General features: G+C 62.8%; 17 protein-coding genes and 1 pseudogene. 5 read left to right on the forward strand and 13 right to left on the reverse strand.

Annotated features, from left to right (window positions below; genetic code table 11):
• Window positions 1-241: 241 nt before the first annotated feature.
• The 4 genes and pseudogenes from UC34_RS22760 to pilM all read right to left on the reverse strand — a co-directional run.
• Window positions 242-760, reverse strand: a pseudogene (locus UC34_RS22760) (shikimate kinase); the annotation flags it as partial.
• Complete coding sequence (pilQ, locus tag UC34_RS22765) at window positions 666-3,521, reverse strand: type IV pilus secretin PilQ (protein ID WP_052811199.1); 2,856 nt, start codon at window positions 3,519-3,521, stop codon at window positions 666-668. The pseudogene UC34_RS22760 and the gene pilQ, both read right to left, overlap by 95 nt.
• A complete protein-coding gene (locus UC34_RS22770; protein WP_157123276.1) occupies window positions 3,511-4,059 on the reverse strand; it encodes a PilN domain-containing protein in 549 nt (182 codons plus the stop codon). The genes pilQ and UC34_RS22770 overlap by 11 nt, the downstream gene beginning before the upstream one ends.
• Window positions 4,060-4,169: 110 nt before the next feature.
• Complete coding sequence (gene pilM, locus UC34_RS22775) at window positions 4,170-5,291, reverse strand: pilus assembly protein PilM (RefSeq protein ID WP_044457313.1); 1,122 nt, start codon at window positions 5,289-5,291, stop codon at window positions 4,170-4,172.
• 244 nt (window positions 5,292-5,535) lie between these two features.
• Between pilM and UC34_RS22780 the strand changes: the two genes are divergently transcribed.
• Complete coding sequence (locus UC34_RS22780) at window positions 5,536-7,986, forward strand: penicillin-binding protein 1A (RefSeq protein WP_044457314.1); 2,451 nt, start codon at window positions 5,536-5,538, stop codon at window positions 7,984-7,986.
• Window positions 7,987-7,998: 12 nt separating this feature from the next.
• Here UC34_RS22780 and cyaY read toward each other — a convergent pair whose 3' ends face one another.
• On the reverse strand, window positions 7,999-8,331 hold the full coding sequence (gene cyaY / locus UC34_RS22785) for an iron donor protein CyaY (RefSeq protein WP_044458581.1): 333 nt from the start codon (window positions 8,329-8,331) through the stop codon (window positions 7,999-8,001).
• A 57-nt stretch (window positions 8,332-8,388) separates the two neighbouring features.
• On the opposite strand from cyaY, the gene lptM reads away from it, so the two are divergent.
• Window positions 8,389-8,616 carry an LPS translocon maturation chaperone LptM gene (gene lptM / locus UC34_RS25945; protein WP_072617528.1) on the forward strand — a complete coding sequence of 76 codons (228 nt, stop codon included), beginning with the start codon at window positions 8,389-8,391 and terminating at the stop codon, window positions 8,614-8,616.
• A 165-nt stretch (window positions 8,617-8,781) separates the two neighbouring features.
• Window positions 8,782-10,050, forward strand: coding sequence for a diaminopimelate decarboxylase (gene lysA, locus UC34_RS22795; RefSeq protein ID WP_044457316.1), 1,269 nt, complete (start codon window positions 8,782-8,784; stop codon window positions 10,048-10,050).
• Between the two features lie 15 nt (window positions 10,051-10,065).
• On the opposite strand, the gene msrQ is transcribed toward lysA, so the two are convergent.
• The 5 genes from msrQ to UC34_RS22820 all read right to left on the reverse strand — a co-directional run bounded on the left by msrQ (window position 10,066) and on the right by UC34_RS22820 (window position 16,219).
• Window positions 10,066-10,767, reverse strand: a complete 702-nt coding sequence (msrQ, locus tag UC34_RS22800) for a protein-methionine-sulfoxide reductase heme-binding subunit MsrQ (protein ID WP_084070909.1) — start codon at window positions 10,765-10,767, stop codon at window positions 10,066-10,068.
• Between the two features lie 11 nt (window positions 10,768-10,778).
• Window positions 10,779-11,774, reverse strand: coding sequence for a protein-methionine-sulfoxide reductase catalytic subunit MsrP (msrP, locus tag UC34_RS22805; protein ID WP_044457318.1), 996 nt, complete (start codon window positions 11,772-11,774; stop codon window positions 10,779-10,781).
• 281 nt (window positions 11,775-12,055) lie between these two features.
• Window positions 12,056-13,240 carry a c-type cytochrome biogenesis protein CcsB gene (ccsB, locus tag UC34_RS22810; protein ID WP_044458582.1) on the reverse strand — a complete coding sequence of 395 codons (1,185 nt, stop codon included), beginning with the start codon at window positions 13,238-13,240 and terminating at the stop codon, window positions 12,056-12,058.
• An 11-nt stretch (window positions 13,241-13,251) separates the two neighbouring features.
• Window positions 13,252-15,387, reverse strand: coding sequence for a cytochrome c biogenesis protein ResB (locus UC34_RS22815; RefSeq protein ID WP_044457319.1), 2,136 nt, complete (start codon window positions 15,385-15,387; stop codon window positions 13,252-13,254).
• 175 nt (window positions 15,388-15,562) lie between these two features.
• Window positions 15,563-16,219, reverse strand: a complete 657-nt coding sequence (locus UC34_RS22820) for a c-type cytochrome (RefSeq protein WP_044457320.1) — start codon at window positions 16,217-16,219, stop codon at window positions 15,563-15,565.
• Window positions 16,220-16,517: 298 nt separating this feature from the next.
• Between UC34_RS22820 and yihA the strand changes: the two genes are divergently transcribed.
• Together yihA and hemB are read left to right on the forward strand one after the other, a co-directional pair.
• Window positions 16,518-17,186 (forward strand): ribosome biogenesis GTP-binding protein YihA/YsxC, encoded by a 669-nt coding sequence (gene yihA, locus UC34_RS22825; protein ID WP_044457321.1) that lies wholly within the window; start codon window positions 16,518-16,520, stop codon window positions 17,184-17,186.
• 614 nt (window positions 17,187-17,800) lie between these two features.
• The gene (gene hemB, locus UC34_RS22830) at window positions 17,801-18,799 is read left to right on the forward strand and encodes a porphobilinogen synthase (protein ID WP_044457322.1); all 999 of its coding nucleotides are present in this window, start codon (window positions 17,801-17,803) and stop codon (window positions 18,797-18,799) included.
• 44 nt (window positions 18,800-18,843) lie between these two features.
• Here the strand turns inward: hemB and dsbD are convergent, their stop codons facing one another.
• The 3 genes from dsbD to rplQ all read right to left on the reverse strand — a co-directional run bounded on the left by dsbD (window position 18,844) and on the right by rplQ (window position 21,748).
• On the reverse strand, window positions 18,844-20,736 hold the full coding sequence (gene dsbD, locus UC34_RS22835; RefSeq protein ID WP_044458583.1) for a protein-disulfide reductase DsbD: 1,893 nt from the start codon (window positions 20,734-20,736) through the stop codon (window positions 18,844-18,846).
• A 97-nt stretch (window positions 20,737-20,833) separates the two neighbouring features.
• Complete coding sequence (gene cutA, locus UC34_RS22840) at window positions 20,834-21,166, reverse strand: divalent-cation tolerance protein CutA (protein ID WP_044457323.1); 333 nt, start codon at window positions 21,164-21,166, stop codon at window positions 20,834-20,836.
• Between the two features lie 189 nt (window positions 21,167-21,355).
• Window positions 21,356-21,748: a 50S ribosomal protein L17 gene (gene rplQ, locus UC34_RS22845; RefSeq protein WP_039393695.1), complete on the reverse strand. Its 393-nt coding sequence runs from the start codon at window positions 21,746-21,748 to the stop codon at window positions 21,356-21,358.
• Window positions 21,749-21,824: the final 76 nt, after the last annotated feature.

Genomic DNA, 21,824 nt, shown 5'->3' on the forward strand with positions numbered 1-21,824 from the left:
ACGCCGCCGGCACATCGCGACCCGCGACGTCGGGGCCGCCAACGTTATCGGCATCGCACGCATTCTGCTCGTTGCGTTCGCTGTGCTCGTAGTGCACATCGGCGGGGTCCTTCCCCTCGTTGGCCTCATGAGCCGCCTCGGGACGTTGACCGCCCTCACCATCAGTTGAAGCGGCAGCGTCGGTCGGGGCCGTTGCATCGCGCGCGTCCGAGGTCTGCTCCGACACGGCGGGGCTGGCCGGCACGATACCTGCGACTTCCAACTGCATCAGCACCATGTTGACCAGGGCATTGACGCTCGGACGCCCCGTCTCGATGATGAACGTCGCGCACTCGCGATAGAGTGCGTCGCGCTCCTGAAACAACTGTTCGAGCCGGGCACGCGGATCCGCCGTTTGCAGCAACGGACGATTCTTGTCCCGACGCGTGCGCAACCAGAGATCGTGCGGATTGGCGCGCAGATACACCACCGTGCCACGCGATTTGATGTATTCGCGGTTTTCCGCGCGCAACACGGCGCCCCCGCCTGTGGCGAGGACGATGCCGTTGCGTTGTGTGAGTTCGTCGATGGTCTGGGTTTCGCGCTGACGAAAGCCTTCCTCGCCTTCGTGCTCGAAGATGACCGGAATGCGCACGCCGGTGCGCGCCTCGATTTCGTGGTCGGAGTCATAGAACTGCCGTCCGAGACGTCGCGCCACTGCGCGTCCGACCGTGGTCTTGCCCGCCCCCATCAGTCCGACAAGTATTACGTTTTCCAGCATAAATCGCTGATATTTGGGTTCCAATCCCTGATGATACCGGTATCTGCGTCGGGCGTGCGGACCGCGTCGCCTCGGGGAACACCCCGATGAGACGGGGATGTTCGCGCAGAAGGTCGTCCGAACGGGGCGCCGCTCGAGGCCGCGACAGGGCCCTTGCCGCGGATTCAGGCCAATCGAGGGGCTTAACGAGGGGCATATCAAGGAGCGTATCAAGGGGCGTATCAAGGGCTCTAGCGAGGGGCTTAAGCGGCGCCGAATTTGGCGATTCCGGTGTCGCGGCGCCGCCGGACGTGCTCGAACCTTGCGAGTCCGACGCCTCCGCCCCCTCCGGCACGACACTTGGCGTCAGGAACACCAGCAATTCCGTACGGCTGTCCTCATTGGCGCGATTTCGGAAGAGCGCGCCGAGCACCGGCACCTCACCCAGCCAGGGCACCTGCGCCCGATTGTCGCGGCGCACTTCCTGGTAGATCCCGCCGATGGCCACCGTACCGCCGTCCTCCACCTGGACCTGTGTCCGCACGTGGCGCGTGTCGACCGCAAAACCTTCCCCAACGGCTTGCCCGACGCCGTCCTTGCGCACGTCCACGTCCAGAATCACCTGGCCGTCCGGCGTGATCAGCGGCGTGACTTCGAGTCGCAGTGTGGCTTTGCGGAACTGAATGGAAGCGGTGTTGCGACGCCCGCTGCGGATCTGATAGGGCAATTCCGTGCCCTGCTCGATCAGCGCCTGTACCTTGTCCGCCGTGACGACTCGGGGACGCGACACGACCCGGCCGCGCCCGCTCGTCTCCAACGCGGAAAGCTCCAATTGCAGGAAACGGCTTGCGGACCGCCCAAATAACGTGATGGCGAGGCTCGGCGGCGTCAGTCCCGAGAGCGCTGCCGCCGGAAGCCCAACACCCACGGCGCTCTCCGGAGGAGGACCGGCGCCACGGGTACGATCGGTCCCATTCGCCTGAAGCTCACCGCCGAAGTCCCCCGCGTCGCTCGTCGTGGGCCGCTCGGCGCCTCTGGCCCCCGGCTCACCGTGAGCACCTGCCAGCCTGACACCGAGCGACTCGCTGAACCGATCATCCGCCTCGACGATGCGAGCCTCGATCAGTACCTGCCGCACGGGTACGTCGATTCGCGCAATAAACGATGCCAGAGCATCCAGCCGTTCCGGCAAGTCGGTCACGAACAATTGATTCGTACGCGGATCGGCAATCACACTACCGCGGGACGACAATAGTCGCTGTCCCTTGCTGCCTTTCTCTCCGAGGATGATCTCCTTGAGCGCCTGAGCGCGGGGGTAGTTCAGGGTAAAGCGACGCCCCGACAACGGTAGCAATGCCTCACGTTTGGCCGCTGCCTCCAACTGCGACTGCTCGTCGGCCAGCAGATCGGCGCGCGGCGCGATCCAGTCAACACCATTGACGGAGCGCACGCCAAGCCCCGCACTTCTCACCATGATGTCGAACGCGGTCGCAACGGATACGCCTTGCACGTCCACGTCGAGACGTTTCGTGACGCCCTCTCCGATCACCACGCTACGTCCGGTCAGCCGCGCGAATGCGCGCAGCGCATCGGCGGCGTCTGCACCGTTAAGGGTCACGTCGACCGTTGTGGCGTCCGGACGGGCCGCCGTATCGGCGGCGCCGTGCGGACCACCGTCGTCTTTCGCAACGCCATTGCCATTTCCGTTGCCATTGCCTCGATCAGTCCACGTTGCCGTCAAACCGGCCGACGCGCGACGACGCAGCACGACGTAGCGCGTGCCGGCCCGCATGGAACCGACAGGCGTCGTATCGTCGACAGGTGCACTCGGGGACGCTGCGGACATTGTCACGGCGTCCTGTGCGGCGCGGCGCGTCAATGGTGTGCGAAAAACATCGACGGTTTCGGCGGGTGTTTGCCAGGGCGCAGAGGGTTCCGGCAATACCGGACGGGGCACTGCGGAGAGGTCATCCACGGCAGAGACCCCATTGGCGGGCTCGGCGGGACGCCGCCAACGGTACGCCGACACCATAACGGTCAGCGTGGCGTCGGCGTGATCCCGGTCCTGCGCATCGGCGCTCGCCGATCCGGCTGCCATGCGAGGTCCCTGCATGGTGAGTTGCTCCACCGCCAAATGACGGGGAATGCGATCGATTTCGGCGAGCCAGCGAAGCAGGTTCGCGACGCGTCCACGAACACGTATCTCGGCACGCTCCACCTCCAGTTCGTCGGACATCTCGGATGGCCCGGGACGTGCAAACTCCAGCACCAGCCCCGCGCGCGCGACCAGCCGCTCAAGGTCCGTGCGCCATGCATTGTGAGCGTCATCCTCCGGCTCGAATGGCAATATCGGTGGCGATATCGGCAACGATGTCGGCGGCGGTGTCGGCGCCTCCGACGATGCGCCGACCGAGTCCCTTACGGGCGGCCCGGCAATCGGCAATAGGCGCTGCCACGCCATGGTTTCGGCCTCGGCCTCTCGAAGGCGTGTCGCTAGCTGCGGCAACTGGCGCGCAGCGTCGTTCGCACGATCCAGCGCATGCCGCTCCGCGTCCAGGTCATTTTTCAGCGCCGCCCACGCGGGCAATCCGGCCAGCCACCAGATCGACCATGCCACGAGGAATCCCGTCACGCCGACGGCGATCGCAACACCCCCACGTATGGAGCGCGCCCACTCCGCCGGCGACACCGACAGCCATGCCGCCCATCTCGAACGCCAGCGCTCCTTCACGTCGTGAAACATGTCGCGCACGTCATCCGGCGGATGATTCTCACCGTACATCGGGCACCTCCGTGATCACACGCTCGGTGTCGGCAATGCCGGTGAGCACGCGTGACGTCTGCGGCTGTCGGATCTCGATCCGCAAAGTGAAACGACGAATATTCGGCACGGCGACCGATGTGTCGCCCCCCGTCCACTGACGTCGTATGCTCTCGGGCACCACACTCGACTCGACCTCGGCGACCTTGCGCACCCACGGCAGTGCTCGCAGCCGCTTCTGGGTCTCCCGCACCCGCGATTGCGTCGTCGCATACCCCTCGATTCGAAGATGCTCGTCGACAGTTCTCACGAGCGTCAGTCGAACGCCATCGGCGCACGCACGCATCACGTCCAGTATGCGATATGCCGCGGGCTGCCGACGCTCCACCAGCGTCACCGCCGCGCGGCGGTGCGCACTCATTTCGGCCAGTCGACGTCGTGTCACGTCAAACGCCACGGACTCGGCACGCAGGTTTTGACTCGCTTCGCGCCATGCAGCCCCCTGCGCACGCGCTTGCTGACGCTGATGCAAGTCCCACGCGATCGGCACAATCGACATCACAGCGCCACACGCGGCGATTCCCATCCAGATCCGAAACTGGTGTCGAAAATCCCGGCGGCGCCGTTCGGCCAACGTCGGCAGAAAATCGAGCGGGGGTAATGCGGCGCTCACTCGCATGACATCCCCTGCATGGACATGGCGCGCAACGCCAATCCGTACGGCACCGCAAGCGTCGTGCCCTGCGCCGTCGGCTGATAACGCGAACCGGCGGGCTCCGCGGTTCGCTCGCCATCTGCCACGTCGAAGGGATCCGCGTTATCTAACGCGTCGAGGGCATCGACGCGATCTAATGGCGCAAATGGATGGACCGCGATGCCGCACGCCACCGCTACGGCCTCCCGGATCGCAGCGAGTTCGCCCGGCGTTGCTTCCTGCACCACGATGTAGATCGCCTGCGGAACCACCGGCAGCTTCTTCGACAGGTCCCGAATCGCACTTGCCAAGGCTTCGGGATGACCGTTGACGCCATCGAAACGCTCGCTGATGTCGGCGAGGCACCGTTGTCCGTCAAAAACCGCCAGATCGATGTCATAGGCATCGACTTGCAGCAGCGCTACCGGATACTCCATTCGAGGCGTGTCGGTCACCGACGCCTTGCGTGACCGCTCACAGGCCTGCGACCGGGCGTTCAGAAAGGCTCGGCGCCCGGCCTTATGCGCCGCATCGATTGCGTGAGGGCGCAAACCCGACATCTCCATGACCGCAACGCGTTCATCGACGAGCGTTGCTTCACAGGCGTATAGCCTAAGCCGATGGCTACCGGGGTCCGCCCATGTGACCCCCACCCGACTTCGTAGGTCGGGCTCCCCGTCTCCGGGCAAGAGCAGCGCCGCGCGCCGCTCGCACCACGCGCGCAACGCGCGCGGGGGCAAACCCAACGGACAATCGACAATCCGCGTCTTCAGACCCTGCGCCGGTAGCGCCAACACCACGATATCGTCCTGCAAATCCTCGACGCGCGTGTCCGAGCGCTCCAGCATTTCGACCAACCGACGCGCGACGGCTTCAGGCTTTGCAATCTGTGGACCACGCAGCATGCCATCGTCGAGCGCCGCGCTTCCATAGGCGTCGACACGCAACCGCGCGCTTCCTGCCACGCGCGTCATGCGAACGAATTGGATGCTCCCCGCGTCAAAGTGAATGCCGCAACCACCGCCTGCCTTGCGCGGCAACATTGCCGCCAGCCGATGACCCATGTGACGCACACTTCGCAACACCGCCGTAACCATGACCGCCTCCCTTCCCTCTTCGTATCGATGTGATCGATGCTATCGGTCGTGGCACGACGGTCCAATCGGACGATTCCGAGTTTTTGAAGCATGACGGTCGGCGATATAGCGTTTCGGAATTCATGCCGTTTTCGACTCGGCCGATTCCTAGCCTCCATAGGCGCAAACTCCGATTTCGAGGGGCCGTCGAGGGTGGCCACGGGTCGTTCGTTATAATCGGCCCATCGTTTTTTCCGGTTTCCCCATGGCAAGCACACCCCAAACCGAGACACCCCGCGACAAGCGTCCGCCCAAACCGCGCCGCTCCATCTGGCTGCGCCTCGCCCTTTGGTTCGTCGGCCTTATCGCTGCGATGGTCGTATGTGGCGCGTTGCTCGCGGGGTACGTTCTGGTCGTCATGACGCCGCAGTTGCCGTCACTGGACACCATCGTCGATTACCGGCCGAAGATTCCGTTGCGCATTTACACCGCTGATGAGATCCAGATCGGTGAGTTCGGCGAGGAGCGCCGAAATCTCGTGCGCTTTGCCGACATTCCCGACGTCATGAAGAAAGCCGTGCTTGCCATCGAGGACGACCGTTTCTATCAGCACGGCGGCGTGGATTTCATCGGCATCTTCCGTGCAGGCGTGGCGAACTTCACGCGTGGCGGTTCCTCACAGGGCGCCAGCACGATCACGATGCAGGTCGCGCGCAACTTCTTCCTGTCTAGCGAGAAGACGTACACGCGCAAGATCTATGAAGCTCTGCTTGCCTACAAGATCGAATCGCGCCTGTCGAAAGATCAGATTCTTGAGCTCTACATGAATCAGATCTACCTCGGCGAGCGGGCATATGGCTTCGCCAGTGCGGCACGCGTGTATTTCGGCAAGGACCTGAAGGACATCACGCTCGCGGAAGCCGCCATGCTCGCCGGACTGCCGAAGGCGCCTTCGGCGTACAACCCGATCGTCAATTACAAGCGCGCGCGTGTGCGCCAGGAATACATCCTGAAGCGCATGTACGACCTTGGGTACGTGTCGAAAGCCGAGTACGACCAGGCGATTGCGCAAGAGATGGTCGTGCGGGGGCTGGGCAGCGAGTTCAGCGTGCATGCCGGATACGTTGCGGAAATGGTGCGCCAACTGCTCTACGCACAGTTCAAGGACGAGATTTACACGCGTGGCTTCAACGTCTACACGACCATTAATTCGGCGGATCAGGAAGCGGCGTACGAAGCGCTACGCGCCGGCGTCATGGCGTACGAATTGCGCCATGGCTATCGCGGCCCCGAAGCCAATATCGATCTGCCGGACGGCAAGGACGAACGCGAGCAACTGATCGACGACACCCTGGTGGAGCACCCCGACAGCGGCGACATGGTCGCGGCCGTGGTCCTGTCGGCAACGCCGCAGCAAGTGAAAGCGGTACTGCTCAACGGCGACGATGTCACCGTTACCGGGGACGGACTGCGCTTTGCCGCCGCTGGCCTGAGTGCCAAGGCGCAGCCCAAGCAGAAGATTCGCGCAGGCTCGGTGATTCGCGTGACGAAGGACGCCAAGGAGAACTGGCGCATCGTGCAGATGCCCGACATCGAAGCGGCGTTCGTCTCGCTCGATCCGCAGAATGGCGCGATCCGTTCGCTCGTCGGCGGCTTCGACTTCAACCGGAACAAGTTCAATCACGTCACGCAGGCATGGCGGCAGCCGGGGTCGAGCTTCAAGCCGTTCATCTACTCGGCTGCGCTTGAAAAGGGATTCGCACCGGCAACCATCATCAATGACGCACCGCTGTATTTCACGGCGGCGCAAACCGGTGGACAGCCATGGGAGCCGAAGAATTACGGCGGCGGCTTCGATGGACCTGAACCGATGCGCGTCGCGTTGATGCGCTCGCGCAACCTCGTCTCGATTCGTATTCTTCAGAGCATTACGCCCGGGTACGCGCAGAAGTTCATCGGCCGATTCGGGTTCGAAGCGGACAAGCATCCCGCCTACCTGCCGATGGCGCTGGGTGCCGGCATGGTCACACCATTGCAGATGGCTAGCGGCTATGCGGTGTTCGCGAACGGCGGCTTCCGGGTAAATCCGTTTATCGTAGCCCGCATCACGGACTCGAAGGGCAGCGTCATCATGGAAGAAAAGCCGACCACGGCCGGGGACGAGTCGATCCGCGCCATTCCGGCGCGCAATGCGTTCCTCATGAATTCGATGCTGCACGACGTAGCAACGCGCGGTACGGCGGCCAAAACCAATGCGCTCAAGCGCAGCGATCTCGCGGGCAAGACTGGCACGACGAACGACTCGCACGACGCGTGGTTCGCGGGCTATCAGTCTCAGTTGGTGGGTGTGGCCTGGATTGGCTTCGATCAGCCGCGAAACCTGGGGGATCGGGAAACCGGTGGCGGCTTGGCGCTGCCGATCTGGATCGACTACATGTCGAAGGCGCTGCGTGGCGTACCGGAGGCAACGCGCCCGATGCCGCCGGGCATCATTCAGGCGAACGGCGACTACTTCTATGACGACTATCCGCCGGGACGTGCCGTCAGCACGGTGGGACTGAGCGCAGAACCGGCGCCGGACGGCTCGGCGTCGCCAGGGCCATCGGGTGCACTGCCCGGTCAGATGCCGGCGCAGTCGGGACCGGCGCCAGCACCTGCCCCGGTCGACCGACAGGAACGTCAGCGTATCCTGGATATGTTTAACAGCAAGCCTTGACGCGCCCGTGAATCAGCCGGCCTGAAGCGTCACGGTCTCGCCGGCCTGCTGCGATGCAAAGCGCGACAAGGCTTCGAACAGTTCGGAGTCGTCGCGCGTATCGCGCCACTTGTCGCCCTTCAGGCGGAAGTGGAAGCCACCTGAACGGGCGGCGATCCAGATCTCGCTCATCGGTGTCTGAACATTGACGATGATCTTGCTACCGTCGTCGAATTCGAGCGTCAGCACGTTGCCAGTGCGCTCGCAATCGATGTCTACGTCACTGTCGTCGACGACCGCCTCGACAGCCGCCTCGACCTGCGCCAGCACTGCCTCTGCGAGCGCCAGGAATTCACTTTCCGTCATGCTAAACTCCACGGTTTGCGTCATCGCTTGCATGCCGCACCACGCGGCGATACCCCCATGACTGCACCTATTCGAACCTGCGCGATTGTAGCGTCGATTGCCCTTTTGAGCGTATTGGCGGGCTGTGGCCAGGCCGGCCCGTTGTACCTGCCGGCGCGTCCGGTGAAACCGACCCCGCCTGTGGGAGCGCCGGTTCCGCCGCCGCCGCTCGTGCCCGAGCCGCAACGTGGACCGTCGGTCGAGGTGCCGCCCGCTGCGTCGCTGCCGGCCGCAAAACCGGAATAAGCGAAATTAGCCGACATTGATCGACATTGCGCCGCGTTTGACCGACGTCACGCTAGGTCGATCATGAATTGTCGAAGCGAGACGACTTCGGCATCACCGGCACCCGTTGTTGAGCCATGGGCTCCCGTCGTCTCCGTTGCCCCACTTGTTTACCGAGTTTTTGCGATGTCCGACGCCATCTTTTCCTACCGCGACGACGTACTCCATGCCGAAGGCGTAGCCCTGCCCGCCCTCGCGGAGCGCTTCGGCACGCCGCTTTACGTCTATTCGAAGGCCGCCCTGACGAATGCTTATCAGGCCTACGCCAAGGCATGCGAAGGCCGCAATGCAGCGGTGCATTACGCCGCCAAGGCCAACTCGAACCTTGCGGTACTCGGCGTGTTCGCCAAGCTGGGCGCCGGCTTCGACATCGTATCGGCCGGAGAACTGGCCCGCGTGATCGCCGCTGGCGGCGACCCGAGGCGCGCCGTGTTTTCGGGCGTGGGAAAGCATGCCGACGAAATGCGCTACGCGCTGGAAAAGGACGTCTTCTGCTTCAACGTGGAGTCGCGTCCGGAACTCGACCGGCTCAATGAAGTGGCGGGGCAAGTCGGCAAACGCGCGCGCGTGTCGCTACGTGTGAATCCGAATGTCGACGCCAAGACACACCCCTACATCTCGACGGGGCTGCGCGGCAACAAGTTCGGGGTGGCGTACGAAGAAGCGTTTGACGCCTACCGCGCGGCGGCCGCGATGCCGAACCTGGAGGTGGTTGGCATCGACTGCCATATCGGCTCGCAAATCACCGAAATCTCGCCGTATCTCGACGCTACCGACAAAGTGCTCGATCTGGTCGAAAAGCTCGAGTCCGCAGGCATCTCGCTGCATCACATCGATGTGGGCGGCGGACTGGGTATCACCTATACGGACGAAACGCCCCCGGACATCACGGCGTTCGCGACCACGCTGCTCGATCACATCGCCCAGCGCGGTCACGGCCATCGTCGGGTGCTGTTTGAGCCGGGTCGCTCGCTGGTCGGCAACGCCGGCGTGCTGCTCACACGTGTCGAATTCCTGAAGCCCGGCGAGACGAAGAACTTCGCCATCGTCGATGCGGCAATGAACGATTTGGCGCGCCCCGCCATGTACGAGGCATATCACGGCATCGATCCGGTCGAGCGCCGCACCGGTGAGGTCGCTACGTATGACGTCGTCGGCCCCGTATGCGAGAGCGGCGACTGGCTCGGCCGGGACCGCGAACTCGCCATTGTGCCCGGCGATCTGCTCGCCATTCGCTCCGCCGGCGCCTATGGCTTCACGATGAGCTCGAACTACAACACGCGTCCGCGCGCCGCCGAAGTCATGGTCGACGGTAACGAAGCCCACCTCGTACGCGAACGTGAAACGGTCGAATCGCTGTTCGCCGGCGAACGCCTGTTGCCCACTGGCGCCTGATCCGCCGGTCTCTACCTAGCGCCTGCCGCTCGCCGTTCGCCACCTGCGAAGCGCCCAGAACAAACGGGTGCCGAGCAGGCCCGCCACCACGATCGCATAGATCGCCGGCTGGGCAAGATCGTTTTTGCCCGCCTTCATCCACCAGTAGTGCAGGATCGCCAGCACAGCGACCGCGTAAATTGCGCGGTGCAGCCGTTGCCAGCGCCGCCCGCCCAGACGTCTGACCATCGCGTGTGGGGATGTCAGTGCCAATGGCACCATCAGGACGAACGCCGCAAATCCCACCGTAATGAATGGCCGTTTCCCCGTGACGTCACGCAGGATGCTGATCCAGTCGAACCACTGGTCCAGCCAGAAGTACGTGGCGAAATGCAGAGCGCCGTAAAAGAACGCGAAGAGGCCGAGCATGCGACGAAAACGTAGCCACCACGCGAAGCCGGTCAATCGCCGCAGGGGCGTCACGGCAAGGGTGATGCAGAGCATTACCAGCGTCCACGTTCCCGTCGAGCGCGTGATGAATTCGACGGGGTTCGCACCCAGCTGGTCCGTGAATCCGTAGAGCACGAGCCGCAGCAACGGCAACAGCGCCACGCTGAAGACGACGACCTTCGTCCACGCGACCCAGCGTTGTGCAGGCCGCTGCCCTGCCGATGCATTCGCAGTCGCAGTGCCGGCACGGGGCAATTTTGCAGGAGGCTCGGAGGGGGATGTCGGCACAGTGTGTCGGCTCAGAAAAACTTACGCAGGTCCATACCCTGATACAGGCTCGCCACCTGGTCGCCATAGCCATTGAACATCAACGTCTTTCGTTTGGGCGTGAAAATGCCGCCTTCGCCGATACGACGCTCAGTGGCCTGGCTCCAGCGCGGATGATCCACGTCGGGATTCACGTTCGAGTAGAAGCCGTACTCGTGCGAGGCGGCGCGATTCCAACTCGTCAACGGCATCCTCTCGACAAAACGGATCTTCACAATGGACTTCGCACTCTTGAATCCGTATTTCCAGGGCACCGCCATGCGCACCGGCGCGCCATTCTGATTCGGCAGCACCTCGCCGTACAGGCCGAACGTCAGCAACGACAGCGGATGCATGGCCTCGTCCATGCGCAGGCCCTCCACGTACGGCCAGCTCAACACCGGGTATGACAGGCCGGGCATCTGCTTGGGATCGGCCAGCGTGACGAATTCAACGTACTTCGCGTTGCCCGTTGGCTGCACCTGCCTGATCAGTTCGGACAAGGAATAGCCGATCCAGGGAATGACCATCGACCAGCCCTCGACACAACGGTGCCGGTATACCCGCTCTTCGAGCGGTGCGAGCTTGAGCAGCGCATCGAGATCGTAGACCTTCGGCTGCTTCACCTCGCCCTCGATTGCCACCTGCCACGGACGCGGCCTGAGCGTGCCCGCATAGCGCGACGGGTCGGACTTGTCCGTGCCGAATTCGTAGAAATTGTTGTAGGTGGTGACATCTTTGACGTCGGTCGGCTTGTCCGTCACGACGTAGCGGGTATTGCGTGTGGCTGAAAGCCTGGCCAAGCCGGTACCCGGGCTGTCGGCCGCAAGCACGCCCGATGGCAGAACACCCAGCGCAGCGCCGCCAAGGCCTGTCAGCCCGAGACCGGACGCCTGCAAAAAGCGCCGCCGTCCCGTCGCCACCTCTCGCGGCGTAATGCTGCTCGCCGGGATATCCGTGCCGCGCAGTGTCGACTTGTTCGTACTCATGATGCCCTCCGGACGTGCTCGCCTTGCCATTGTTGCCGCGACTGTCGCGGCCCCCCCCCTGCGGCCTGCGCTCGCCGATGCCGGCACCGACGATCAGTCACCGCCAGCCGATACCGGCGCGATACCGGCGCGATACCAGCGCGATACCCGCTGAGACCGGCTCGCGCGTGGGGCTGTTCCGCCGGGCACAGTGCGGCAAATCATACGACACGACGAAAAAAGCCGCCGACACTCGCGTGCGGCGGCTTCTCAAGCCTGTGCTGCGGGCAACCGGGGGGGGGTCAGAGTTGTCCGTAGCTATGCAAACCCGACAGGAACATGTTCACGCCAAGGAATGCGAACGTCGTGATCAGCAATCCGGTCAACGACCACCACGCCGCGACAACGCCGCGCAGTCCCTTCATCAAACGCATGTGAAGCCAGGCCGCATAGTTCAGCCAGACAATCAGCGCCCACGTCTCCTTCGGGTCCCAGCTCCAATAGCCGCCCCAGGCGTCTGCGGCCCACAGCGCACCGAGAATCGTGGCGATCGTGAAGAAGGCGAACCCGACGGCGATGGCCTTGTACATCACGTCGTCGAGCAATTCGAGCGACGGCAGACGCGACGAGAAGAACCCGCTGTCGGCTTGCTTGCCGCTTGCGACCAGGCGCTTGTTCTCGCCTGACTTGAGCAGATACGCGACAGCGACCATCGCAGCGAGCGCAAACGTGCCGTAGCCGATAAAGTTGGCCGGCACGTGGATCTTCATCCACCAGCTTTGCAGCGCGGGCACGAGCGGCTGAATTTCATACGCGCTTCGCGCCACGCTGTACCACAGGTTGAAACCGACGGCCGCGCTGATCACGAGCAGGACGAACGGGCCGAGCGAGCGCGTTTCGTAGCGTTGCTCGTAATACAGATAGAACAGCGCGGTGATCAGGCAGAAGAGCACGAACACTTCGTACAGATTGGAGATGGGGATATGCCCCACATCCGACCCGACGAGATACGACTCGTACCATCGCACCATCATGCCGGTGAAGCCCAGCAGCACGGCCGCCCAGCACAGCGACGAGCCGACGCTCGCGCCGAACGGCGAGCGGGCGAGCAGACCGCCCCAATAGAAGAGCGTCGCGAGGAAGAACAGTGCGCTCATCCACAGGATGGCGGACTGACTCGACAGGAAATACTTGAGAAAGAACGCCTGATCGGCGCGCGCCAGGTCGTGGTGATACATGCCAATGCCCGCGAGCGCGAGAATCGCGATCCCCGCCATCAGCCAACGCACCGACCGCCAGTGCCAGCCGAGCAATGCAAAGGTCGGCACCGAGAGCACCAGAATCGTGTGCTCGTAATAATCCATGTGATGGCCGTAGCGATTGAGCGCGAAGCCCGCGCCGAGCGCGAGCGCCAGCGCGAACAGCCAGTCGCCGATGCTGCGGCGTCGCAGCCACGAGATCTCTGAATAGCCCTGGGATAGCTCCATCTGTCTCACCTTCATCGTTTTGTGACGATCTCGTCCATCTCCGCCTTCGTGCGGGCGAATTCCTTTTCGAAATCCAGCGTGCGACGCGTGGTCGACACGGCCATCAACACCGAACTGCCGCCTTCGGGCGTGTCCTTGACCCACAGCCACAACCGCCGCTCGCGCACGTAGAACATCGAGAAGATGCCAAGCACGAGCAGCAAGCTGCCAAGATACACGATCTTCTTGCCCGGAGAGCGCGTGAGCTGGAAGACGCTTGCCTGGATCTGGTCGAACGAGTCGAGTTGCAGGAACACCGGTGCGTCATACAGAAAGTTGTCGGACAACGCGTTGGTGGCCGTATGCACGAATCGTTCGGTCTCGGGCGACGGCGCGACGGCCGGCAGTCCCGCCTGTTCGCGGGCCACCTGCCACAGTTGCCAAATTGTCCCGTCGAGAATCCGTCGGAACATGTCCGCCGCGCTCGATTGCTGATCCGGCGGCACTTTCTCGTTCACGAATTCCGCAATGGCCTGCAAGCCGCCCGTCGCGTGACCACTCTTGCTTGCCGGCATCGCGCCCGAGAACAAATCGAGCTCGCGCTTGGCGCTTTCCTGCAACTGCCCCCGCAATTCGGCCGACGTCTGCGACGGCAACGATTGCGCCGCGAAGCGACGAGCAGCCTCGGCACGGGCACCGTCATCCTGAAGTGCGGCGCGCAACAACATCCACTGTTTGACGGAACCTTCGGCATCCGCCGGAATGCGCAGATACTGGAACGGCCCGTCCGGGGTATCGCGCACGCCCGTCATGAACACGCGTTCACCGTCTTCCACGAGAATCGGCAGCATGTAGTTGCGGTACTCCTTCGCCTGGCCGCTGCGATCTCGCACCTTGTACTGCACCGACGGACCGACGTTGCGCAGGTCCTTGCCCAGATCCGTGCGCGCTCCGGAACCGAGTTGCGCGCTCAATTCGTCACGCATCGACTTGCGGGCGACGCCGCGCGCATCGCGCTCACCACGGCCGTTACTGATGTTCTCGACGTTGATGGCGCGAAAATCGCTGAACTCGACCGTGTATTCGTCCTTGCCCGCTGCGCCGCCGCGCAGTTGCGTCGAGCCGCCGATGTCACCGGAGAACGCGAAGGCGCGATCGGTCGCGCCGCGCATCGGGTAGCCGGTCAGTTTCAGCTTGCTGCCACCATCCTCGAAGCTCGACTGATAGATCGCGACGCCCTTGTAAATGAACGGCTCGTTGACCTTCACCGTGGCGTTCATCGTCTTGCCGGTCTCGGGGTCGGTCACGACGATATCGCTCGCGAACAGCTTGGGCATGCCCGTCGAGTAATAGTCGACGTGAAATTTCTTTAGCTCGATGGAGAACGGCAGGTCCTGCACGACCGAGCCGTCCTGAAAATTCAGAATCGCCGTCGTCGACTTGCCGCCTTCCGGTACGAATGCGTAGCCGCGAAACGCGGGATTATTTGGCGAAAGACGGTGCGTCTCGGGGATTTGCGCAATGACGGCGTTGCCCTGAAGCGGCGACTTACCGAAGAGCGCCATCTGAGCGCGGATGAGCAGGTCGCTGTCGACCAGCCCCCCCAGACAGATGATGACGATCGCACTGTGCGCAAAGATATAGCCGATCTTGTTGATCGCGCCGGCCTTGGCCGCGACGAGCGTCGCGCCGTCGCGCTCGCGTACGACGAAGCGATAACCCCGGTGCCCGAGATAGCCGGTCAGGCGCGTGAGTATGTCGGCGCGCGGCGCTGCGCCGCTGAACTCGGCCTTGTGTCCGAAAGCGCGAAGGCTCCCTTCGCGTACGTGGTCGCGCCAGCTACGAATGTCGGCGATCATCTTCGGCGCGTTACGCACAATGCATAACGTCGTCGACGCCATCAGGAAGAACAGGATCAGCAGGAACCACCACGAACTGTACACAGTGTACAGACCGAGCGAGCGGAAGACATCGGCCCAGAACGGACCGAACTGATTGACGTAGTTAGGGTAGGGGTCGCCCTGCTTGAGCACAGTGCCGACGATGCTGGCAATCGCGAGCACGGTGAGCAAACTGATGGCGAAACGCATCGAGCTGACAAGCTCAACGCCATCGCGCACCCATCGTTGCGCTCCCTTGATCTGCATTCCCGAGGTACTGATGCTCATCCTGTTTCCGACAACAAAAAAGGGCGGGGACGCGTGTCTCACGCGCCCGCCACCCTGTGTATGCTAAACCAGTTCGATCCGCTCGCCTTGCGGCGCCGCAGCCGGTTTCGTTATAAGTCAGCGAATATACCCTGACATTCACATGGTGTCAGGGCAGGGCTCCCGAACGTCACCATCAGCGCAAACCGGCGACGTAATCCGCCACGGCTTTGATTTCCTTGTCGGACAAACGACCGCCGATGGTGTGCATCGGGGCGTTATTGCCGCGCGTCTCGTCGCGGAAAGCCACGAGTTGGGCTGCGGTGTACTCCGCCCACTGCCCGGACAGACGCGGGTATTGCGCCGGCATGCCGGCGCCCGTCGGGCCGTGACACGCGGCACAGGCCGGCACGCCTTTCTCGGCGATACCGCCCCGGTAGATCTTCTCGCCGAGCGGCACGGTGTCTTTGTTGCGGGCGGCGCCCGGCTTCGGCGTCTGCGAGGCAAAGTACGCTGACACATTGCGCATGTCCTGATCGGACAATGCCGCGACCATGCCGGCCATGATGGGGTTGTTGCGCGCGGCGGTCTTGCCGGGCTGCGCCTTGAAGTCGACGAGCTGCTTGTAAAGATATTCGGAATGCTGACCGGCTAACTTCGGATAAGCCCCACCGGTGCTATTGCCGTCCGGCGCATGGCAGGAGGCACAGACCTGACTGGCAATGGCCTGCCCACGGGCCAGGTCGGGTTTGGCGGGCGTCTGCGGCTCGGCGGCCTGTGCGGCGCCGCTCAGAAGAATGCATGCCAGCGCCAACGGTGTTGCAGCGAGAGACTTCCACACTCCTCGGTTCATTCGCACACCTTATATCTGTTTTGTCGGGAAATCGGTCGTTCGAACTCACCGTCCGACGCCGTGTTTCTCCTCCAACCTCACGGCGCGCGAGACGTTCGGGCAAGCCTTGGCAAGGCCAAGGTTAACTTTCATATTGTACAATAAAGACTTTCCCCGGCTTTAGGGGATTTCCATGTAGAAGGCCGCAGTGCGGGGCTTCCCGGCCTCTCGCCGGTGAGTCGCCAACTCGCCGTTTTGCGTGCCTGCTCCCGCGTTGTGGCCCGATTCCGGTGGCTGCGGCGCTCCCCCGGTTTCCGTCATGTCCTTACTTCATCAAGCCCGCTTCTTCACGACCGTCAATCATCTGCGCGACCTACCGCCCACGGCCGTGCCCGAGGTCGCCTTCGCGGGCCGCTCGAATGCGGGCAAGTCCAGCGCGCTGAACATTCTGTGCAATCAGAAGCGTCTGGCCTTCTCGAGCAAGACGCCGGGCCGCACCCAGCACATCAACTATTTCGAGATTGCCCACCTCGAGCATCTGTACGGCTACCTCGTCGACCTGCCGGGTTACGGTTACGCCGAGGTCGGCGGGGGCGTGAAAGTGCACTGGCAACAGTTGCTTGGCGACTATCTGGTGCAGCGCCCCCAGTTGCGCGGACTCGTGCTCGTCATGGACTCTCGCCGTCCGTTCACCGACCTCGACTGCGAACTGATCGACTGGTTTTTGCCGACGGGACGCCCCATCCACGCGCTACTGACCAAAGCCGACAAGCTCACGCGTCAGGAATCCACGAATGTCCTGCGCGAGACGCAGAAGCGTCTGGCCGCAATTCCCCGCACCGACGGCCTGCCGTCCGGGGATCCGAGCATCGCGCCGCAATTCACCGCACAGTTGTTCTCTTCCCTCAAGCGTACTGGCGTCGATGCCGCTCAGCGTGTGCTCGAAGACTGGCTGGCGATCCCGGCACGCGACGCCGCGAAGAAGTAGCGCCTTGACGGCCTCCGTCCGTGCGGCGCTCGTGCCGACAAGGCTTCGCGCTGTCGACAGTCAGTTGGCTCGCAATGTGACGCCCCGTTTTAAACGCCCATTCGAGTCGCAGCTTCGTCATCGTAAAGTCGCCGTTGAACGACACGCCCAAGCGCGACAAATCGTCGCGGCGAATCATCTCGTACCTGCCGGATTCCGGGAAATACCGATGGCCGGGAGGTGCGGCTGTCGCCCATCGGCTGAACGGACGTTAGCCGTCAGAAGCTGTCGGAACGTGGGGTGATCGGGGAGGTTACCGGGAAGTTCGGCAACGATTCGGGCGCACATAAAAAAACCGCCGTGTAGGCACGGCGGGTTTAAATAAGCCTTATCGTAGAACGACAGGCGCCCGCTCAGGGAGGAGAAGCGGGGGACGTCACACGCAGTGCGAACATCCGGTTGGTATGATATACCATGCGTTCGAAAGTTTCCCGGCAAGCGCCCTTTTTTGCGCGCCTTCCCTCTTACGGAATCGTTGAGCCAACCGCAACGACGGCTCTGATTTCGGGACACGTCAAAGCGACCGAACCGCGGGAATTTCCGACGCGCCATTCTTCGTCCAAAGGACCGATCGCATGAGTTCCTACCCCCTGCTTCGCCCGCGCCGCATGCGACGCGACGACTTCTCGCGCCGTCTGATGCGCGAAAACCACCTGACCTGCGACGACCTCATCTACCCGGTGTTCGTGCTCGAAGGTGAAAAACGCCGTGAGGCCGTCGACTCGATGCCTGGCGTCGAGCGCGTTTCTGTCGACGAACTCATGCGCGTCGCCGATACCTGCGTGACGCTCGGCGTGCCGGTTATCTCGCTGTTCCCGAACATCGAGTCGTCGCTCAAGACGCCCGATGGCATCGAGGCGACGAATCCCGAGGGCCTGATTCCGCGCGCCGTGCGCGAGCTCAAACGTCACTTCCCGGATCTGGGGGTACTGACGGACGTTGCGCTCGATCCATACACGAGCCACGGCCAGGACGGTGTACTCGACGAAAATGGCTATGTCATCAATGACGTGACGACGCGGATTCTGGTGCAGCAAGCCATCACCCAGGCCGAAGCCGGTGTGGACATCGTGGCGCCGTCCGACATGATGGACGGCCGCATTGGCGCCATCCGTGAAGCACTTGAAGCGGGCGGCCACATCCATACGCGCATCATGGCCTATGCCGCCAAGTACGCGTCGGCGTTCTATGGCCCGTTCCGTGACGCCGTCGGCTCGGCAGCCAACCTCGGCAAGAGCAACAAGATGACGTACCAGATGGATCCCGCCAATTCGGACGAGGCGCTCCGGGAGGTCGCGCTCGATATCGAAGAGGGGGCAGACATGGTGATGGTCAAGCCGGGCATGCCGTATCTCGACATCGTGCGTCGCGTGAAGGATGAATTCCGCTTCCCTACCTATGCCTATCAGGTCAGCGGCGAGTACGCGATGCTCAAAGCGGCGGCTCAGAACGGCTGGCTTGATCACGACAAGGTAATGATGGAGTCATTGCTTGCGTTCAAGCGCGCTGGTGCGGATGGCATTTTGACGTACTTCGCCCTCGACGCCGCACGCCTTATTCGCGCGCAAGCATAAACTGCCTTCGGGCCTTCGGGCCTTCGGGCCTTCGGGTCGGCAGCTCAACTCGCCGGCCCGAACGCCTTATCCAGACTGCGCAGGAACTGGTCGGCAGATTGCGCGCCGATGACGCGTGTTCCCGTCACCTCTTTTCCGCTCTCATCGAAGAAGATGATCCCCGGCGGTCCAAACAAGCCAAATCGCTTGAGCAGCGCCTGATCGTCAGCATTGTTGGCCGTGACATCGGCCTGTACGAGCACCATCTGGTCCAGACGTCCCTTCACACGCGGATCCGTGAAGACGAAGCGCTCCATCTCCTTGCAACTGATGCACCAGTCCGCATAGAAATCGAACATCACCGGACGTCCCGCCGTTGCGACCATCTGATCGAGTTCGGCCAAACTGCGCACCCGCTGAAATTTGACGCCCTCCGTCACGGCCGCCCCGGCGTTGGCACCTCCCGACGTCATGGCCGATAGACCAGCCAATGGCGTGAGCGGATCACGCGCTCCCGCCGCCGCCCCGACGAGCGCCACGGCCCCCAGCAGCGCGGCAACGACGCCCAATCCCTTGAGCAAACGGCGGGCGCTGCTGACACCGTCCGGCAAGCTGTCGAATACGCGCATGAATGTTGCCGCCACCAGCAGGAGCACGCCCCAACCGAGCAGGAGCACAGGCGTACTCAGCAGCGGACGCACAATCCACAGCGCCACACCGAGCAGCAGGAACCCGAAGAAGCGTTTCACACCGTCCATCCAGGCCCCTGCGCGCGGCAGCAACGTGCCGCCGCCACCCGCGAGAATCACGAGCGGCAACCCCATTCCCAGCGACAAGGCAAAGAGTGCCGAACCGCCAAAAACAGCGTCCCCCGTCTTGGCAATGAACGCGAGCGCTGCCGCCAGCGGCGCCGTGACACACGGGCTGACGATCAGCCCCGACAGCACGCCCATCATCGCAGCACCGATCCACTGCCCCGACTTCTGCTTGCGCGCAGCGTCGTCGATTCGATCACGCAACGCTGCAGGCAATTGAATCTCGTACATGCCGAACATCGACAGCGACAAAACCACCATCAGTAACGCGAAGAGCACGAGCACCCACGGGGCTTGCAGGAAAGCGATCAGGCCCTGGCCGAGCAGTCCGGCCGCGACCCCGATGACCGTGTTGACGATGGCCATACCCAGGACGTAGGCAATCGCCAGACGTATTGCCTTTGCCCGGCTCGCTTCCTGGCCCGCCACGATGGAGAGCAGAATTGGCACCATAGGAAGCACGCAAGGCGTGAACGCAAGACCAACACCCAACGCAAAGAAGATTGCCAATGCGAGCGCGAAACTCCCTCCCGAGAGGATGCGCTCAGCCTCGCTATAGTCGTCGCGCGCGGACAGCCATCCGTTCGACGCATTGGCCGGCACTGCCGGCGCCGCCGCCGTGGCTGACTGTGGGCGGCTCGTCTGCTGTGCGCTGCCTCCCAACAATGTCTGATTTCCCGGGGCTGTGGCCGACGCCGGGCTTGGGCCTCCTGACCCGGCACCGCCGATCGCCGCTCCGGCGATCTTCAACGGCTTGTCCATCGGCGGGTAGCATAGCCCCTTGTCCGCACATCCCTGCATCGTGACATTCAACGTGAAGGGACCGCCCGTGCGACTGACGGGAATACGAACGTCGATGGGCTCGTGATACACCTCCATGTCCTTGCCGAAGGTTTCATCGTGCTTGATCTCCCCCTTGGGGAACGCCGGTTCGCCGAGCATGGTGGCAGCGCTATCCGCAGCAAATGCAAATCGCTCGCGATAAAGGTAGTAACCTTTGGCGACCTCGAAATGGAGCAACACGGCACCGGGTTGCTCCGTCTTCGACACCTTGAATGCGACGTCCGGATCCAGGAAATCGTCTGCGGCGTGCGCGCGTCCTGCCGCGAGGGCAAACAGGATCGTCAATGCCATTAACACCATTAACGCGAGCGACGCGCCTTGCAACGGACGGTGCCGCCTGGCTTGTCCCGTCACATGATCTGCTGCCCACAACGACTGCGCGCCGCTCTTCTTCACGTCAAACATGCAGTTGCCCCCGCGTCTCGTCTTCCACCCAACGCGCATAAGCCGGAAGTGCCGCCGTGGCGGGCCAGGCAACGATCTCCGGTACGTCGTAAGGATGGTGTTCCTTGATGTACTGCTCCAATGCGCCGTAGCGCGCGGCAGTTGTTTTGATCATGAGCGGCACTTCAAGGCTCGTCTCACGCTTGCCTTGCCAGCGATAGCTCGAACGCACCGGCGCCATCTGCTGCACACACGCCGCCAGCCGGGCGACGAGCATGCCGTCGATGGCTGCTTCCGCACTGGCTTCGTCGGGAAACGTCGTCATGACGATAAGAAGGGCATCCATGATGTGCGGTAGACCATGCGGGTGTGAGGTTGTTCACTGTACACCGACATGGCGAAACATGTACGTGTGCCCCCGCAATTCCAGACAGGCACTAATGCCCGCTCGGACAAAGCACAAAACAAAAAGCCAGGTCGAAGACCTGGCTTTTTTAACGGCTAACGGCCCACTAGAGACCGTCGCGCAAATCGCTTACTCAGCGACTTCCGGCGCTTCCGTGTCGACTTCCGGACGATCCAGCAGTTCGACGAAAGCCATCGGCGCGTTGTCGCCCACGCGGAAACCCATCTTCAGGATACGCAGGTAGCCGCCCGGACGGTTGGCGAAACGCGGACCCAGTTCGTTGAACAGCTTGGTGACCATTTCACGATCGCGCAGGCGGTTGAACGCCAGACGACGGTTGGCAACGGAGTCCTTCTTGCCCAGCGTGATGAGGGGCTCGACGACCTTACGCAGTTCCTTGGCCTTCGGCAGCGTGGTCTTGATCGCTTCGTGCTGCAGCAGCGAGTTCGACATGTTACGCAGCATTGCCAGGCGGTGGCTGCTCGTACGATTCAGTTTACGCAAACCATGACGGTGACGCATTTCAACTTTCCTTTAAACAGAGTTTTCGACCAAGCTCTTCTATCGGTGACAAACACCGCGGGCCGGTACCTTCGCA

Source organism: Pandoraea vervacti (assembly GCF_000934605.2).
Lineage (GTDB): Bacteria > Pseudomonadota > Gammaproteobacteria > Burkholderiales > Burkholderiaceae > Pandoraea > Pandoraea vervacti.

What these genes read in the sequence shown, in the direction of transcription:
- pilQ (WP_052811199.1), bottom strand. Translation starts at nt 3,521, where the DNA reads ATGTACGGTGAGAATCATCCGCCGGATGACGTGCGCGACATGTTTCAC.
- hemB (WP_044457322.1), top strand. Translation starts at nt 17,801, where the DNA reads ATGAGTTCCTACCCCCTGCTTCGCCCGCGCCGCATGCGACGCGACGAC.
- ccsB (WP_044458582.1), bottom strand. Translation starts at nt 13,240, where the DNA reads ATGGAGCTATCCCAGGGCTATTCAGAGATCTCGTGGCTGCGACGCCGC.
- yihA (WP_044457321.1), top strand. Translation starts at nt 16,518, where the DNA reads ATGTCCTTACTTCATCAAGCCCGCTTCTTCACGACCGTCAATCATCTG.
- UC34_RS22820 (WP_044457320.1), bottom strand. Translation starts at nt 16,219, where the DNA reads ATGAACCGAGGAGTGTGGAAGTCTCTCGCTGCAACACCGTTGGCGCTG.
- cutA (WP_044457323.1), bottom strand. Translation starts at nt 21,166, where the DNA reads ATGGATGCCCTTCTTATCGTCATGACGACGTTTCCCGACGAAGCCAGT.
- msrP (WP_044457318.1), bottom strand. Translation starts at nt 11,774, where the DNA reads ATGAGTACGAACAAGTCGACACTGCGCGGCACGGATATCCCGGCGAGC.
- lysA (WP_044457316.1), top strand. Translation starts at nt 8,782, where the DNA reads ATGTCCGACGCCATCTTTTCCTACCGCGACGACGTACTCCATGCCGAA.
- UC34_RS22815 (WP_044457319.1), bottom strand. Translation starts at nt 15,387, where the DNA reads ATGAGCATCAGTACCTCGGGAATGCAGATCAAGGGAGCGCAACGATGG.
- dsbD (WP_044458583.1), bottom strand. Translation starts at nt 20,736, where the DNA reads ATGGTGTTAATGGCATTGACGATCCTGTTTGCCCTCGCGGCAGGACGC.
- rplQ (WP_039393695.1), bottom strand. Translation starts at nt 21,748, where the DNA reads ATGCGTCACCGTCATGGTTTGCGTAAACTGAATCGTACGAGCAGCCAC.
- pilM (WP_044457313.1), bottom strand. Translation starts at nt 5,291, where the DNA reads ATGGTTACGGCGGTGTTGCGAAGTGTGCGTCACATGGGTCATCGGCTG.
- UC34_RS22780 (WP_044457314.1), top strand. Translation starts at nt 5,536, where the DNA reads ATGGCAAGCACACCCCAAACCGAGACACCCCGCGACAAGCGTCCGCCC.
- lptM (WP_072617528.1), top strand. Translation starts at nt 8,389, where the DNA reads ATGACTGCACCTATTCGAACCTGCGCGATTGTAGCGTCGATTGCCCTT.
- UC34_RS22770 (WP_157123276.1), bottom strand. Translation starts at nt 4,059, where the DNA reads ATGTCGATTGTGCCGATCGCGTGGGACTTGCATCAGCGTCAGCAAGCG.
- cyaY (WP_044458581.1), bottom strand. Translation starts at nt 8,331, where the DNA reads ATGACGGAAAGTGAATTCCTGGCGCTCGCAGAGGCAGTGCTGGCGCAG.